General features: G+C 39.7%; 19 protein-coding genes and 1 tRNA gene. 16 read left to right on the forward strand and 4 right to left on the reverse strand.

What is annotated here, in order from left to right; genetic code table 11:
- Positions 1–98 precede the first annotated feature (98 nt).
- Positions 99–1,298, forward strand: a complete 1,200-nt coding sequence (locus FC26_RS00690; protein ID WP_057777127.1) for an MFS transporter — start codon at positions 99–101, stop codon at positions 1,296–1,298.
- 59 nt (positions 1,299–1,357) lie between these two features.
- A tRNA-Ser gene (locus FC26_RS00695) sits at positions 1,358–1,445 on the forward strand.
- A gap of 105 nt (positions 1,446–1,550) precedes the next feature.
- Here the strand turns inward: FC26_RS00695 and FC26_RS00700 are convergent.
- Together FC26_RS00700 and FC26_RS00705 are read right to left on the reverse strand one after the other, a co-directional pair.
- Positions 1,551–2,723 carry a site-specific integrase gene (locus FC26_RS00700; protein ID WP_057777128.1) on the reverse strand — a complete coding sequence of 391 codons (1,173 nt, stop codon included), beginning with the start codon at positions 2,721–2,723 and terminating at the stop codon, positions 1,551–1,553.
- Between the two features lie 777 nt (positions 2,724–3,500).
- A complete protein-coding gene (locus FC26_RS00705) occupies positions 3,501–4,241 on the reverse strand; it encodes a helix-turn-helix domain-containing protein (RefSeq protein ID WP_057777129.1) in 741 nt (246 codons plus the stop codon).
- Between the two features lie 143 nt (positions 4,242–4,384).
- Between FC26_RS00705 and FC26_RS00710 the strand changes: the two genes are divergently transcribed.
- The 12 genes from FC26_RS00710 (at position 4,385) to FC26_RS00770 (ending at position 13,818) form a co-directional block, all read left to right on the forward strand.
- On the forward strand, positions 4,385–4,591 hold the full coding sequence (locus FC26_RS00710) for a transcriptional regulator (RefSeq protein ID WP_057777130.1): 207 nt from the start codon (positions 4,385–4,387) through the stop codon (positions 4,589–4,591).
- 3 nt (positions 4,592–4,594) lie between these two features.
- Positions 4,595–5,281, forward strand: coding sequence for a Rha family transcriptional regulator (locus tag FC26_RS00715; RefSeq protein ID WP_057777131.1), 687 nt, complete (start codon positions 4,595–4,597; stop codon positions 5,279–5,281).
- Positions 5,282–5,296: 15 nt separating this feature from the next.
- Entirely contained in the window at positions 5,297–5,575 is a 279-nt protein-coding gene (locus FC26_RS00720) for a helix-turn-helix domain-containing protein (protein WP_057777132.1), read from the forward strand.
- Positions 5,576–5,894: 319 nt separating this feature from the next.
- Entirely contained in the window at positions 5,895–6,149 is a 255-nt protein-coding gene (locus FC26_RS00725) for a hypothetical protein (protein WP_057777133.1), read from the forward strand.
- 4 nt (positions 6,150–6,153) lie between these two features.
- A complete protein-coding gene (locus FC26_RS00730) occupies positions 6,154–6,570 on the forward strand; it encodes a hypothetical protein (RefSeq protein WP_057777134.1) in 417 nt (138 codons plus the stop codon).
- A 377-nt stretch (positions 6,571–6,947) separates the two neighbouring features.
- The gene (locus tag FC26_RS00740; protein WP_057777136.1) at positions 6,948–7,241 is read left to right on the forward strand and encodes a hypothetical protein; all 294 of its coding nucleotides are present in this window, start codon (positions 6,948–6,950) and stop codon (positions 7,239–7,241) included.
- A gap of 18 nt (positions 7,242–7,259) precedes the next feature.
- Positions 7,260–8,066, forward strand: coding sequence for a hypothetical protein (locus tag FC26_RS00745; RefSeq protein ID WP_057777137.1), 807 nt, complete (start codon positions 7,260–7,262; stop codon positions 8,064–8,066).
- A 387-nt stretch (positions 8,067–8,453) separates the two neighbouring features.
- The gene (locus FC26_RS00750) at positions 8,454–9,152 is read left to right on the forward strand and encodes a hypothetical protein (protein WP_057777138.1); all 699 of its coding nucleotides are present in this window, start codon (positions 8,454–8,456) and stop codon (positions 9,150–9,152) included.
- Positions 9,153–9,339: 187 nt separating this feature from the next.
- A complete protein-coding gene (locus FC26_RS00755; RefSeq protein WP_057777139.1) occupies positions 9,340–9,738 on the forward strand; it encodes a sigma factor-like helix-turn-helix DNA-binding protein in 399 nt (132 codons plus the stop codon).
- Between the two features lie 355 nt (positions 9,739–10,093).
- A complete protein-coding gene (locus tag FC26_RS00760) occupies positions 10,094–10,549 on the forward strand; it encodes a sigma-70 RNA polymerase sigma factor region 4 domain-containing protein (protein ID WP_057777140.1) in 456 nt (151 codons plus the stop codon).
- A gap of 1,568 nt (positions 10,550–12,117) precedes the next feature.
- Positions 12,118–12,603 carry a pantetheine-phosphate adenylyltransferase gene (gene coaD, locus FC26_RS00765; RefSeq protein WP_057777346.1) on the forward strand — a complete coding sequence of 162 codons (486 nt, stop codon included), beginning with the start codon at positions 12,118–12,120 and terminating at the stop codon, positions 12,601–12,603.
- 48 nt (positions 12,604–12,651) lie between these two features.
- Positions 12,652–13,818 carry a hydroxymethylglutaryl-CoA synthase gene (locus FC26_RS00770; protein ID WP_057777141.1) on the forward strand — a complete coding sequence of 389 codons (1,167 nt, stop codon included), beginning with the start codon at positions 12,652–12,654 and terminating at the stop codon, positions 13,816–13,818.
- A gap of 45 nt (positions 13,819–13,863) precedes the next feature.
- Here FC26_RS00770 and lexA read toward each other — a convergent pair whose 3' ends face one another.
- The gene (gene lexA, locus FC26_RS00775; protein ID WP_057777142.1) at positions 13,864–14,490 is read right to left on the reverse strand and encodes a transcriptional repressor LexA; all 627 of its coding nucleotides are present in this window, start codon (positions 14,488–14,490) and stop codon (positions 13,864–13,866) included.
- 171 nt (positions 14,491–14,661) lie between these two features.
- On the opposite strand from lexA, the gene FC26_RS00780 reads away from it, so the two are divergent.
- Both FC26_RS00780 and FC26_RS00785 read left to right on the forward strand, forming a co-directional pair.
- Complete coding sequence (locus FC26_RS00780; protein ID WP_057777143.1) at positions 14,662–14,913, forward strand: DUF896 domain-containing protein; 252 nt, start codon at positions 14,662–14,664, stop codon at positions 14,911–14,913.
- Between the two features lie 89 nt (positions 14,914–15,002).
- A complete protein-coding gene (locus FC26_RS00785) occupies positions 15,003–15,230 on the forward strand; it encodes a YneF family protein (protein WP_057777144.1) in 228 nt (75 codons plus the stop codon).
- Between the two features lie 41 nt (positions 15,231–15,271).
- Here FC26_RS00785 and FC26_RS00790 read toward each other — a convergent pair whose 3' ends face one another.
- A complete protein-coding gene (locus FC26_RS00790) occupies positions 15,272–15,901 on the reverse strand; it encodes a lysophospholipid acyltransferase family protein (RefSeq protein WP_057777145.1) in 630 nt (209 codons plus the stop codon).
- Positions 15,902–15,931 lie beyond the last annotated feature (30 nt).

Consider the following 15,931-nt stretch of genomic DNA (forward strand, 5'->3'; position numbering starts at 1 on the left):
AATTCGAGGTGATGGCTCAATTAATTTTGCCGGTCTGTTATTACGTGCTTACGTTACGACTGAATTGTACTTAATTAAAAAGAGGAGATGCTTTGTGGATGAAGAAAACTAAAATAATGGGAGCGGCAATGTTAGTCGTTATTCTTTTAATCGGATTCATCATGCGGGCACCAATCACAACACCACCGCTTTTTTTAGGAAAGTTAGCGACAGCATTGAATGTGAACCAGAGTAGCTTAGGCATTTTAACAACATTACCATTGGTCATGTTCATGTTGCTATCTAACTTTGCAGCAAAACCAATGGCCTATTTTGGACTCAAGAAGGCCCTCCTGATGGCATTGGGGACTATTGTGACCGGGTCTCTTCTCAGACTCGTGATGACAATGCCAACGATGATTCTGGGGACCGTGTTGATTGGAATTGGTATTGCTCACTTAAATGTTTTTATGCCATCGATGGTAACAGCCTATTTTCCACACAAGATCGGGCTGTACACGACGATGTATTCCTTTGCAATGATTTTTGGTAATACCGTTTTTAATTTAATCACGGCGCCGGTTTCAAGAGTATTTGGTTGGAAGATGATGATGGGGATTCTCCTGTTGACACCTGTAATTGCGTTGCTTGGGTGGGGGATGATTTATCGCTTTGTTGATGAAAAAATTAGGGTTGATCGTTCAAAACAATGGCAAACAACAAAGACGCAATCCGCTAAACTGTGGCGCAATCGACGGGCATGGCCATTTTTATTAACGTTTGGTGGTCAGGCGACGTTAAGCTATACATTCACAGCGTGGATGCCGTCACTAATGCAGTACCATCATGTCAGTGCTGGTAACTCTGGCCTGATTATGGCCTGCTTTGCATTGATTGGCCTACCACTTTCAATTGTGCTACCTAACCTGTTAACAACGGCTACTAACCGAGTATTAATTGTGTTGACGATAGGGGCCGGTATGAGTGGACTAACGGCCAGTTGCATGTTATTTTGGCAGAATACGTCCTCAATGCTGTTTTGGATGCTGGAAAGTTTTTTACTGGGAATTGCGATCGGGTTCTTTTTTATGACTGCAATGACAATGTTTGCGGTTAAAACAAATTCACCCTATGAAACGGCCAGATTATCTGGGATGGCACAATCAGGTGGCTATTTGATGTCCGCGTTTGGTCCATCGTTGTACGGCATGGCGTTTGCTGCGAATCCGGTAGGAAATATCCAAAACGTGGTGTACGTTGTGTTGGTTATGTTAATGTTAATTTCTTGTGTGTTAGTCATAAAAACAGAAAAAATTTAATTTAGCGGTGTAAACACCTTTACCAATTGGTAATCAGTTGATATAATGATACCTGTTGTGGAGAGTTGGCAGAGTGGTAATGCACCGGACTCGAAATCCGGCGAACCGGCTAATACCGGCGCGCAGGTTCAAATCCTGTACTCTCCTTTAATATTTGAGTTTGAAACGTTCTAAGTGTTGACCTATCAGGGGTTACAGTATTTAGAACGTTCTTTTTTGTTCATTGACTACCATTTTGACTACCATTTGATATTAATCCATCACTTTTGCAAACAATTCAGACGCTGTTTTTTCCATTTTGTCGGTAACGTGTGAATATAAATCTAGCGTGATTTGTATACTGGCATGACCCAAACGCTCACTAATAATTTTAGGGCTTAACCCAGCTTCTAGTAATAAAGTGGCGTGGGTGTGTCGTAGACCGTGAATTGTAATTACTCGTAGGTGGTTATCGGTGATAGTTTTCGTTAACCATTTACGAGGAACGGTAAGCTGTAAAAACCTGTTGTGATCGTTACTGAATACTAGTTGATGCTTGTTCAGAGTGCTATAGCCTAGCTTGAGCATGTCCTTAGACTGTTGCACTTTCCATCGTTTAAGTATTCCCATAGTTTCAGGGTCAATACTAATAGTTCGCTTTGAATGCTTAGTTTTAGGCTGCTCAAGGTATAAACGCCGACCTTTACCCATGGCCAACGTTTGAACGATACTAATAGAATTGCTCTCAAAGTCCACATGTTGCCATTCAAGCCCTAGAAGTTCACCTTGACGGCATCCGGACGCAGACGACAGCTTCATGAATGTGTACGCCTTTTGCGTCTGTTGTTCTTTGGTCAATTCAAGGAACTGTTTAAGTTCGTCCTTGGTGTAGTAGTTTTGGCGTTTGGGTTCATCTAATGACTCTTTGCGTTTGGGGATGGTAACGTGTTGAGCTGGATTGTCCTTGATAAGTCCTAGATTGATGGCATATTCAAATATCCTAGAAATATCAGTAATGAAGTCACGATACTTCACGAACTTTTTAACGTTATCATTTGCAAAGCGTTGAATATCGGCAATTGTAATTTCATCCATCCGCTTATCACCAAACACCGGCAACGTGTGAACCTCATATTGGCTGATAGCCTTGCAGAAAGTACTTTCTTTAACAGTTAACTCGTAGTTCTCTTTCCAAAGCTCAAACACCGCCCTGAACGTCGTTAAATCATTCCCAGAAGGTTCTTCTTTGCGTCCTTTTGGTTTATAGTCCCCATTTTTGTAAGAAGCTTCTAACCGCGCTAGAACGGTTTTAGCTTCTTTTTTCGTGTCGAATCCTCTACGGGTAGTCCTATCTGGTTTGCCTGTCTTAGGGTTGATGCCTAGATAAGTTTTAAATTGCCATTTTTTAGTACCATTCTTTAATTCATATTGACTGAATACAGCCATAATTACACATCCTTTCATATTCAGCACTGTGGCGGGGCATGGATATGTATTGGACTAGTATGTAATTTGATTGAAATTAATATCATGGTTGAGGTCGTTCAGAACGACTAGGAACGTGACACGATAGGTAAGTCGAAATAATCGACCTAGCTACCAGGTGACTATTTGAACCTTGGTGTTTAAGAACGAGGTTAGAAATCCTAACCTTGTACCTTGACTGAACCGAAATAATCGGGCTTGTAGCTATCTGACAATTTGTCATGTAGTTCAACCGGTGCAGAGCTTAAACGAGCTTATCAGATAAGTTGATATAAGGTTGGTAGGCATCCCCAGACAGCATCTAATAATATTGAATCCATCAAGGTTACTCATTCAGTGGGTAGCCTTTTTTATTTGCCACTTGTGGCAATTCGTGCCCTTGTTGACAGAGTCGAAATAATCGACCCTGTTAGGGGGTGTCGTTTTAACACCCCCCAGAACCTCTTCAGTGCTAACGGTTGCTCTATTTGCGTAGTCGTTGGGCTTGTTTGATGTATTCACGGCGTTTGTCTGCTGAAATGCTGTTATCAATGTAATACGTGTGATTACCGACACGAAAGCTGGTTATAGGGGATGAGTAGGAAGCTAGGCGAGTAGGCAATGAGCGGCTAGGCAGTGAATGGACTGTATGACTAACTGAACCGTCGTTATTTGATAGGGTATCAGTCAGTGCCAGAAGCCAACACTTTAACGCCTGTTTGTAACTTTGTTTGCTCCCTAAAGTCACGGTACAGCATTCTATGCGTCTTTATCCTTATTCTCTTTTTCATTGGTCTTTCCTTTTGTTTGGGGAGTGTCTGAATCATCTGTAAGATATTTACCTAGTTCGACGTTTGCCGGATTACGGTAACGAATGTACCTATTATTGAATTTATGACTAGTCATGTATTTGGATAATTTCACATATGCTTCTTCAATGATTTTACTAATTTCATCATAAACTTCTTTATCCATATCATCGTAATAAAGCGATCCGTCGTATTCATCATCATCTATATGCCTAATTCTAACCCCATGCCAAAAAGAATTAGGATCAATTTTATTAGGGTCAATATAAAAATCATCATGAATCCTATGACTTAATTGGTGCAAGCCTCGTCTGGCTTCCTCAACGGCATTTTCATCTGTTTTACCTCGATTATCAAGAAATTCAATTGCTTTGCCAATTTGCTTTTGTAAATCATCATCTTTATTCAATCGTCCAGAATCAAGCAATTCTAGTATTTCAGCTTCAATGGTTTCACGATTATAACCCGTTGCTTCTTCCCACAAGTGCCAGCCAACGCGGTCATTAGAATAGCCCTGTAAGTAATCAATCGGGACTTTGAAGAAGTCTGCTAGTTGTTGCCAAGTTTCATGTTTTGGTTCAACGTCGCCACGTTCATATCTACTTAGGCTTGATTTAGGAATGTTCAACTGCTTGCCTAGGTCAATTAGAGTCACGTTTTTTTCTTTACGAAGTTCTTTAATTCTATTCATTTTTATAACCTCCGTGCCACTAGAATACCCGTTAAAATAGCGAAATACAATAGTTTTTCCTGATTTAAGGGAAAAAGAGTGTTGACTTTCCCTTAAATAGGGAATATATTATTCCCTGTGATAGGGAAATGAGGTGAAACGAAATGGAATTAACGCAACAACAAGTACGAGCAATGAAACGCAAACGCGGTGAATTAGATTTAACCTTGATTGGTTTGGAAAAGGAAACCGGCGTAAGTCGTTGGACCTTGAGCAGTATTTTGAAGCAAGGCCACGTTCATGTAAATTCAGCTACATTCAAACGTATCAATGATTGGATTATTGACGAGTACACAGCAAAGGAGAACTAGCCAATGACAAATGATTTAGTATTTACCGAGACTATGAATATCTTTGATGAGCCATTTACTACAGCGGAAGTAATTGCTAAGTATTCAGGTAACGGAATTAAGACAGTCAATAATCGGATTAATCAGTATAAAAGTGATTTAGAAGAATTTGGGGTTTTGCACTTTAATCGTGCTAAACCTGCTAAAGGTTCAAAGGGTGGACGTCCTCACAAGGTGTACCAATTGAACGAAGAACAAGCCACGTTATTAATTACTTACCTGGACAATACGAAACAGGTACGACGATTTAAGAAAGAGCTTGTCCGCCAGTTCTTTGCCATGAAGCAGGAACTGTTACAACGACAGTTATTCCGTGGAATTGGTAAGGTCGATCGACTAGAATTGACCGACGCAATCAAGCAAAGCGACGTGCTGAACTCACCACATGACTATGGAAACTTCACGAGGTTGGTTTACAAAACAGCAATAGGATATAACGCCAGTCAATTACGCAAAGCACGAGGGGCAAAGCCTAAAGCTGTGGTACGTAACTTCTTAACTGCTGATGAACTAAAGGCGGTCAGCAAACGAGAAGCACAAGTAACGACACTGATTGAATTAGGAATGGATTACAGTCAAGTTAAGGCCGTTCTAACTGGTAAAGGTGTTATCTATCAAACGACACTCAAACTACCAGTAACAGCACAGTAAAGGGGATGAGATGGCATGGCAAATACAATTTCATTAGAACTACCAGCAGACTTTAACGAAGCAATCCGTAAGTTGATGTTTACGACAGCGGTGGAAGCATACAAAAAAGCCGGTGAGTCTAAGACGTTACCGGAGTATATGAAGCTAGGTGAAGCATGTGAATATCTATCTGTTTCACGGGTGACGTTAGATAAATTGATTAGAACGCACGGCTTGAAAGCTACTATGATCGACGGTATCACACGGGTTCGTAAGCAAGACATTATCGAATTTATGGAAGCACACAGCATTTAAAACGGATAGCACTGTGGCGGGGCTAATTCCAGTAAGTGGGACACATAGCAAATAAGATCAATTTTAAGGCTGAAATTACACTAGCAAACGTAAGCCTACGAGATTTTAAAGTGATTCAAGGGTATTTCTACCTAATCAGGTTCAACGCTCACAGCGCCTTATACTGGCTTATCTGTGAAGTATAGAAAGCGAGGTGAATTATATGTATGTACTAGCATGGATATTTAAGGCGGCTTTAGTTATTGCTGTATGTGGTGGCACTGGCTATGGCATTGGTAAGACTGGAATTGGCAACCTATTCAATTAAGGAGAAAGCACAATGAAACTAACCGGATTGTACTTTATTGATGAGTACAAAATTGAAGATGAGCAGGCAGTTAGCAAAATGCCAATATCTGAACAGATAGTACTAAACACGCTAGGCAAAAAGGCCATGACGTTTCATGAATTGATGACTGCTAGTGGCTTAGATAGTCATGAGATATACAGCGCTATTGATTGGTTGATGGGATTAGGCTTTGTACGAATGGAAACCATGCCAGCATCCCCAGAAGACACAGAAAGAGGAGAATAACGCAATGAATGAGAATAATATTATCTATCCAGATTTAGTTGAGCACAGTTATCAAATTATGAAATCGCAAGGCGTTCAAATTACCAAAGCGAAGCTATATAAGAAGCTGGTTAAATCAGGCATGTTAGATAAATATGGACAACCAACACAAATGGCACTTGATGAGGGACTAGTTGACACATACACCCGTCTCGATGATGGTACCTATCAACCCAAGTCACTAGAAACGTTTAAGCAAGACAACCCGATGTATGCAGATTATGCAGACAACCATTTTACTTGGATAGATGGCAAAGGATGGGCGGTTGATGAATATGTAATTAGAGCAGAAGCAAACGACATTATCAACGACCCTAACAGCACACAAGAGCAACGGCAAACAGCATACGATATGTTGAAATATGCCAGCCACGAGGACTAGCACAATGAAAAACAACACAAAAAAACACACTCCCCTAAACTTTGGCCGGTCTAAGAAGTGTGCTAGTCTCTCGATATTTTGTTAACGAAAGGATTTTTACATTGAATAGCATACTATATTTTGAATTGGGTAAACAAGTATTTCATGAACATCACGTAAACGAAGCATTTATTGAATCTGCATTATGTAAATGCCAGGATTACGATCGTTCACTAAACGTACTTAATGCACTAATGGGAACAATTGACAGTAGGACTAGCAATATCTCAAAGAGAACGGGTCTCTCACTAAAGGCCCTTGAAACAACCGTGGTTGAGCTTCAAGCAGTGGGACTAATTCAATTCAGGCTGATTCATGAAAGTGAGGAGACGGAATAAATGAAAATTAACAGAGTGAATCATGACGATAGTAATACATCAACTACGATCAATAACGCCATGTTTAATAGTGGCTTATCAATGCCAGCATTGGGATTATTAGTCACACTGCTACGTACAGATACAACTTTCAGCAATCAAAAAGAAGTTATGCAAGCAACTAATGCGAAGCGAATTGCGTTTACTAATGCACGCAAGGAACTAGAACAAGCCGGCTATTTAATTATCAATCATACACGAAAAGGCGGCCAATTTTATAACGAGTGGATTGTTAATGAATCACTAAACAAATAACTATACGGAGATGGAAGCATGACAATACACCGCGCGCCACATGATAGGGGGCACCCTTACACAGTAATTGACAATACAATTTTAGATAGTGATTTATCAAATAACGCAAAGGTTGTTATGTGGACACTCCTAAGTAATCGTGATGATTGGAAGCCACACAGCCAACAATTAATGGCACGTTTAAATATGAGTAGAAAGCCATTTGATAAAGCGATCAAAGAACTTAAAGAGTATGGATTGCTAAGCATTACTAAAACCAATGGGAACAAAGGGCATTATGATTATGATTGGGATATCAAAGAAGTATCCTCGTCACTGGCTCAAACAAGTACTAATAGCAGCAAGAACGAAGAAAGCACGGAAGTAGAGCCACAACGTTCAATTAGTGATACAGCTAATGGCAACGCAACAATCTATACAATTTCATCATTGTTCAGAATAGACTTTGATTATTTTATTTCAGAATCCCCGTTATGTGATATGAGCGATCAAGATAGGACGGCACTGTTTAATTTAGCCGGTAGATTGAATCATGAAATAAAAATACATGGCTATCAGTATTCTGGCAGTACAGAAAAAGAAACCAGTAGAATGATGAAAGTAGCTTTTATCAAGTCAATACACAAGCAACCTAATCCAATAGGCTATATCATTTCAACCGTTGATGGGTGGATTAAAAGCGATTTGTTAAGTATGGATGATTTAGAACGAGACCAGTTAGAAAGATCTGATAGTGAACTATATGACGTGTTAAAAATGCATGATATTGGTGAAGATTACATAGGTATCCTAGATGATAATGGGGTTGATTGGGATATGATGTAATTCAAATAGTAAAATACATGAAACGTTGATATATAAGCATTTCCACCAGTAACAGTGTACGAGTGTCCCTTTTACGAACGTTCGTTATGGGGACAGCTAATAAGTACTAATATAACAAGTATATTTAACGTGCAGTTTGCACTGCACAACAAGAAAGAAAAAACTTTAACGTGTAATGGTAATTACACAAAATGAATCCTGCTTTTTTCTGTTAGTAATTTAATGAGATGAGACCAACAGACTAGAGCGAACATCTAACTGGAGTGAAAACCACTGAACCACCAGAGAACTAACTTAGTTGGGTGATCAATATCAGAGTTAACAGCAAACAAAGATCAGGAGCGGAAAAGAAAGAAATTTCCGCTAAAGAAAGAAAAGAGGCAAAGCATGAAGCAAACAATTATCTACCCGGCAATCGTAGAAAACATTCATAACATGATGTATCGAACTGGAAAGTATCAAGGGCAACCAGTTAGAAAGAGTGGTATTTATAAAATCATGGTGCAACATGGTTTCATTGATGAGTTAGGACAGCCACTATCTGAATCAATCGACAGTAAGACAATACTAAGAACGATCAGAAGTGAACTCAAATTAAAGTGCTATGAAGATGGCTTTTATCGTTGTATGGATGTAGCAAGCAGTAAAGAACTAGAAACTAGCAAGCTGATTTATTACGGGATTAAGTATTTAGGAAGTGGCTATGTATTTAATCCATTGAAACTAGAACACACTTTTAATTCCTTTGATTTGGTATTGATGGCTATTGATACGATCACACCTAGAAAACTAATGCAGATATTCCCGATTGATAAGAAGTATGATGGTCACAAATGGGAAAGCAAGGACTACTACACCACTATGGACGTAATGAGAGAGCATGGCATGGATAGACAAATAGGGACAGCAGAGGGGCAAGCATTCGATTTTTTGTGGGACTATATGAACCATGATGTAATGATGTTTGTAGTTCGGTTCATGAGTGTGTTATCTGATATGAGCCAGCTTAAAGGCAATGGTGACCCTACTGTAAAGTTCTTTGAAAGCCAAGGTATTGAGGTGAAACACCGTGCAGACTTTGAATAAATTGCTATGTTTAATCGGCAGACATGATTATCAGTACACTGGAGTAATGAAGCTGAACGGTAGCAAGTACCGTTGCTATGTATGTGGTCAGTGTGGCAAGCAGATCAAACAGAGATATTAGATTAGATGGCATCCCCAATTATGGAGGTGTCTTTTTATTTGGTGATAATATTAGGGTAAAGTTATCATGAACGGGGATGAGTACTTGAACCTACAAAGCTATCAAAGTGAAGTACGGAAATTAAACCGTGTCACCAATAACATGCAACAGCTCCGAGATAAGATAGCAGCGACCGACTACACAGGCATATACAACTTCAAACAACGCTTTGACCAACAGGAACTAGAAGACTACCAAACACGGATTAAACGCCTTGAGAAGAGAACACAGACAGCGAGAACGGCAGTTATGGACGCTATTAATGTGGTGGACAATTCCAAGCAACGGCAAGTATTAATCATGCGGTTCATTGATGGCTTGATGATAAAAGAAATTGCCAGCCGGTTGGGTTATTCCGTGGCCTACGTTAGCCATATATCATCATCAGGCATGAAACAGCTAGAGCATTCACAAGGTGGCAGATAGTGGCCCAATTTAGCCCAACTTTGTGGGACGTTTGACACTTATGTATATACGACCTAGCAAGCGTTAGAATGGCATTCAAGGGGGTTAGGTGGGTGATACGTAATTGGTATTGTGAAAATGTAAAGAAATGTTAAGCTTTGGCGCCTTTTTGAAGTGAAGATAATGGACTTAATGCCACTAGTGGCAACGGTTAGAGCCGTGTTAGCTAGTTTGTGAATCTTGCATGACTTATTTTGATCAAAAACAATAGAAAAAAGCAAACAGGAATCCGCCCGCTTGCTTCAAAAAAGACTATTAAACTAATGGCACCAGCTCTTATTACTCAACACACTAATTATACTAGGCGGTGTCCGTGATGGCAAAGAAGTTAAGAAGTACGTATGAATGGCTGGAGCAGTATTTAAATGTTCAACAGGAGATTAGACTGCTTGAATGGAATTTACGACGGACTAAGTTAGAATTGTCACGGTGGGAAGATGGAGACTTGCAGCATGTGGAGACTAACGAGCATTCTAAGTCGTCTCACCTCGAGGAAACTATTACAGAACTTCAAAGGCAAATTGATGAGGATAAAGAACTACTATCCCAGCTAGATGAATTGGTAAACACATTTGATGATACAATTAGCCAGATTGTTTATTTGCACCACTGTAAAGGCATGACACTGGAAGAGGTGGCGGAAGCGGTAGGGTACAGTTATGGACAAACGCGCAAGTACCATGCGGAAGCAATTAAAAGCATGAACTTCTTAGATAAGTTTGGTGATGTGCTGGCAATTAATAAACGGAGTCGGAAAGCGTCTAGATGCTAGGCGCTTTTTATTTACCCCCGTGTCTGAAAAGGTTTGGCCGTAAATTTGAAATGGGAACCGGTGGGTAGGACTCGACTGCGGAAAAATAACATTTATCTGATAGGCAGGGGGAGCCCTAAAATGGATACCCCTTGAATAAAGGTATTGAGGGCAAAATTGAGTATCGAGAATACGACCTAAATCATCCTCGTAAGGTTAACAAAAGTGAACAATTGACGGCCTTTTTTTATTGGAAAATGATGGAATAAATGTTGATACAACAAGTGCAACCACGGTTCCGCTTATTGCGTAATTGTTCAGTGCTGTAAACCCTAATCGGCAAGTAAGAATAGTGAGTTTTCATTAGTCACATTGCACACAAAAATAAAGGAACGTGTTGCACACAAAAATGGGGTAAATCGTAGTAGTATGGGGTTAGTCATTAATCACGCAACGTCAGAAATAGTCAGATTTGTTAAGGTTCATTAGGAACGTTGCACACTAAGATTTGCTAAGTTCCCTAGACGTTTGGTGGCTTAAAAATCAGCTACGACTTTACCCCGTATTCGGTGAGAACCTGTAAAAACCTGAAATATTGCCAATATGAAGATAATCAGTAGAGCAATGAGTTACCTTTATTTACTTATTATCGTTTTGGGCGTAAAGGCATCCATGATACAATAAATTTAGGCAAAAAAAATACCATACACCGTTGATTGATGTATGGAATCATGCCCCGCCAAGCTGGATAATTGACTACCATTGCAGTTACTAATTACTTAAAAACTATACTAAATCATGAATGCCTGCTATTCTATAATCGTTGATATATCAGCATTCTAACAGGTATTAAAAATAGTTAACATGGTACTGCAATACCTGTACTCTCCTTAATTGATTTGATAATAAACGCCTCACTTACGTTAACCAAATGGTTCTCGGTACGTGCGGCGTTTTTTCTGTTGTTTTTCTATTCAGGTTTAAATAGTCATGACTTCATCTGTGGGCCGTGGCTTTGTAGCATAATCAAGCATGTCTAAGTGATGTACGCGGATCGATAGAAATTCGTAAATGGGCGGTTAATGTATGTTGAAAAATGTTTCAGGTAGATTTTGGATAATTTTTTCAACTAAGTTAACACATTTGAAAGCGAGATAATTTTTTTGGGTCAGCGAATTATAACCGAAATTATATAGTTATTGATATGGGTGAGTATTCAGTTTGAATGGACAGTAAAATATAATCTATTTTATCAAATTGGTTCTTTGAGATCAGTGTCAAAATACTCAATAAAATATTAATTGAGAATCATGGATAATTGAAAAGATCAGCTTAACGATTGCTGGTATACCAGAATTATGTAATATACAAATTAAATAATTGTAGTATACATATAACGTCCTTTATTGTATCTGTATGCCGATACGAATGACCATATTGAAAATTGTAAAATGGTTTTGAATCCGTAAATTGAAATTTTATGGTGACTATGCCAGTGTGAATTAAACATCATGACAATATGGGACGTGTGATATAATAAACCCAATAAGCGTTGACTCGAAATGAATGGTGGGGGCGTGTAGGTTATGATGAAAGTAGCAATTTTTCCGGGAGGGTTTGACCCGTTAACACGTGGGCATTTGGATATTATTAAGCGTGGAAGTCAATTGTTTGACGAGTTGGCAGTGGTTGTTAATACTCGAATTGACCAAGAAACAATATTCAGTGTTGACGAGCGGGTTGAACAAGTCAAATACTTGATGTCACCATATGACAATATCACGGTGATTACGGCTAATGAGTTAAATGTTAAACTAATGGATCGGATTGGTGCACAATATTTAATTCGTGGTCTTCGGAATACGACTGATTTTCAGCGTGAACGAGATGTTGCTTCAATGAATGTGCACTTGGACAGTCGGGTAGAAACGGTTTTTATGCTCACTGATCCCAAGTATCAGCATGTTTCAAGCACTCTGATCCGAAAGTATGCCAAAGAAGGTAAAGACGTATCAGACTATCTACCACCATTGGTTAATAAACAACTATTGGAAAAAATTGAACAGATGAAATAGAGCCTGGCCCTATACGGCGAGATGTCATGTTAATAGAGGATTTAATGAATGAAAATTGGAATTGATAAGATTGGTTTTTACACGACGCCGCTATATTTAGATTTAACCGAATTAGCACAGGCACGTGGAGTTGATCCAAACAAGTATTTGATCGGAATTGGTCAGGAAAAGCAAGCAGTTATCCCACCAACTCAAGATATTGTGACAATGGGTGCTAATGCTGCGGATCGAATTTTGACTGACGAAGATCGCAAACAAATTTCAACTATTATTGTAGCGACGGAGTCTGGAATTGATAATTCAAAGGCGGCGGCGATTTATGTGAAAGAGTTGCTGCAGTTAGACCCATTTGTGCGTGCGGTTGAAGTAAAGGAAGCATGCTATTCTGGTACGGCTGCGTTGCAGTTTGCCCGAGGATTGATTAGTCTCAATCCGGACGAGAAGGTTCTAATCATTGCTGCAGATATCGCACGCTATGGTCTCGAAACCTCTGGTGAGGTAACGCAGGGCGGTGGTGCGATTGCGATGATGATTTCAGCCGAGCCGAGAGTGCTAGCAATTGATGGGCCTAGCGTGCCCTATTCGGAGGACGTCATGGATTTTTGGCGGCCACTTTATGCGAGTGAGGCACTCGTTGACGGTAAATATTCAACTAGCGTGTATATTGACTTTTTTCAAAAAACTTGGGAAAGATATCAAACACTTACTGATCAAACACTTAGTGATATGGCAGCCATGATTTTTCATTTGCCATTCACTAAGATGGGAAAGAAAGCTCTTGATGCGATATTAGGTGATCAAAATGATCCGCATAGTGTTCTCATGAGAACGCAATTGGCTGCAAGTCAAGCGTTGAGTCGCCAGGTGGGTAACTTATATACGGGATCTTTGTATTTAGCACTGTTGTCATTGTTGACCCGTAGTCATAATTTACAATCCGGTGATCGAATTGGATTGTTTAGCTATGGTTCTGGTGCGCAGGGGGAATTTTTCACCGGGATATTACAGGCTGATTTTAAAGAAATGGTTCGACAGGCTGATGTTGAAAAACTGATTATGGCAAGGAAGCAAGTGTCAGTGCCGGAATATGAACGGCTATTCCGTGCGCAGATTGGTTATAATTCGAAAAATGTATTTTTAGATTTGTCACAGGATCATGAAAAATACGTGTTGCAGGGGCAGCAAGATCAAAAGCGAGTTTACTTAATTCAATAATAAAAAGCAGTTAACAATTGTGTTAACTGCTTTTTATGTATTTGTTTAGTATATCTCATCACGATATAGACCAACCACTTGTCCCAAAATTGAGACTTGATTTAGAATAATCGGAGCCATTGTATCATTTTCTGGTTGTAGTCGATAATGGTCTGCTTCCTTGTAGAATCGTTTGCAAGTTGCTTCGTTATCTTCATTCATTGCGATAACAATTTCACCGTTGTTAGCGCTAGATTGTTTTCGAACAATTACTTTATCACCATTTAAAATACCAGCATTGATCATACTTTCTCCACGAATTGTTAGCATGAAAAGCTCGTCTTCCTCGTTCATTGTGGGTGGCAGCGGAAAATAATCTGTAGCATCTTCAACGGCCAAAATCGGTTCGCCAGCTGTGACGACACCAAGCAGAGGAATTTGCTCCTGATGTTTTGAAACACCAAGTTCGTTTAATCCATCAGGTGTAATTTCTAGTGCCCGTGGCTTGGTCGGATCTTTCTGAAGAAACCCTTTCTTTATGAGACGGTTAATATGACCGTGGACTGTGGAAGTAGATGATAAATCAACGGCCGCACAAATTTCACGAACCGTCGGTGGATATCCCTGTGCGGTAACCCGATCATGAATGAATCGAAGCACCGCCATTTGTTTGCTTTCGCCAGTTTTTGACATTTCGACACCCCTAAATAGCTTTAATAACACTAGAGTAGCATACATTTAGCAAAGTTTCAAACGTGTGTTCGCTTATTTTGAACTTTTTTAAACGTCCGGCTTGAACAGTAGCCAACGATTGATTATGATAGGAGAAGCTTAGCAACGGATTTTCAAGTGAGGTGAGAGATATTGAGCGAAACACCAGAAGAATTTGCACTTCGTAACAGGATTAATGAACTGGCACATAAGGCTAAAACGGTCGGGTTAACTGACGAAGAAGCTGCTGAACGTAAGAAGCTACGAGCTGAATTTTTGGCGAATTTCAGAGAAGCGTTCAGAAGTAATATTGAAATGTTACAGGTGTACGATAAAGAGGGGAAAGAAGTTACCCCTGAGAAGGTAAAAAAGATACAACGTGATCGCGGATTGCGTGACGATTAAAGAAAATTGCCTTGAATGTGAAGTTTTTCTTTTCAATGGCAGCTTTTTTGTGTAACATTATATATTGAATTAGTAAAGGGGGATGCAACTTGGCAACCGGCGTTTGGATTTTAATTGTAGTGATCGCATTGATCATCGGTTTGGTAGCTGGCTTTTTCATTGCACGTAAGTACATGGAAAACTATCTGAAAAACAATCCACCCATTAATGAAGACATGCTTCGGACGATGATGCTTCAAATGGGACAAAAACCTTCCAATAAAAAACTGCACCAAATGATGCAGGCAATGCAAGCACAATCAAAAAAAGGTAAATAAAAAAAGGGCCGGAATTCCGGCCCCTTTTTTTATGACAAAGGTTATTTTTGGTGCTTTTGAGGAATGACATATTGAAAATTAGGATCGATTTGCTTGTCGAGAGCATCAAAAGCAGCTTGCATTTGTTGTTCCACTAGGTGCTGATTATCATCACTGAGTTTCATTTTACGGTCAATTGTAATGGGTTGACCAAAGGCAACGGTCACTTTTTGACGTGTGAATAGAGATTTAAAAGTGAGCGGTCCTTGGTAGACGGTTGGAATCAAGGGGACGCCTGCCATTTTTGCAATGACGACGGCGCCACCTTTCAACTGGTCTGAATAGCGTGAACCGCTGGGGAAGATGATTGTGGAAAGTTCAGAATTTTTCAGCAGCCGTACTGGCCGCTTAATTACAGAAGGCCCAGGATTTTCGCGATCAACCGGATAGCCGTTAACGTGTTTCAAAATAAAACGAACAATGGGATTTTTAAACAATTCCTGTTTTGCCATGAAGCTGAACTTTTTTGGTGAAGCAGCTAAGGCATAGTAGACAGGATCGAACCATGTACGATGTGGCCCGACTAAGATATAATTACCCTCGGGTAAATTTTCGCGGTTTAAATAGTGCGGCTTACCATTAACAATATAGAGTAAAACACGGACGATGACGCGAAGAATAGAATAAAACATATACAAGACTCCTACAATAGTTTTGGTGCT

This window comes from Paucilactobacillus vaccinostercus DSM 20634 (assembly GCF_001436295.1).
Taxonomy (GTDB): Bacteria; Bacillota; Bacilli; order Lactobacillales; family Lactobacillaceae; genus Paucilactobacillus; species Paucilactobacillus vaccinostercus.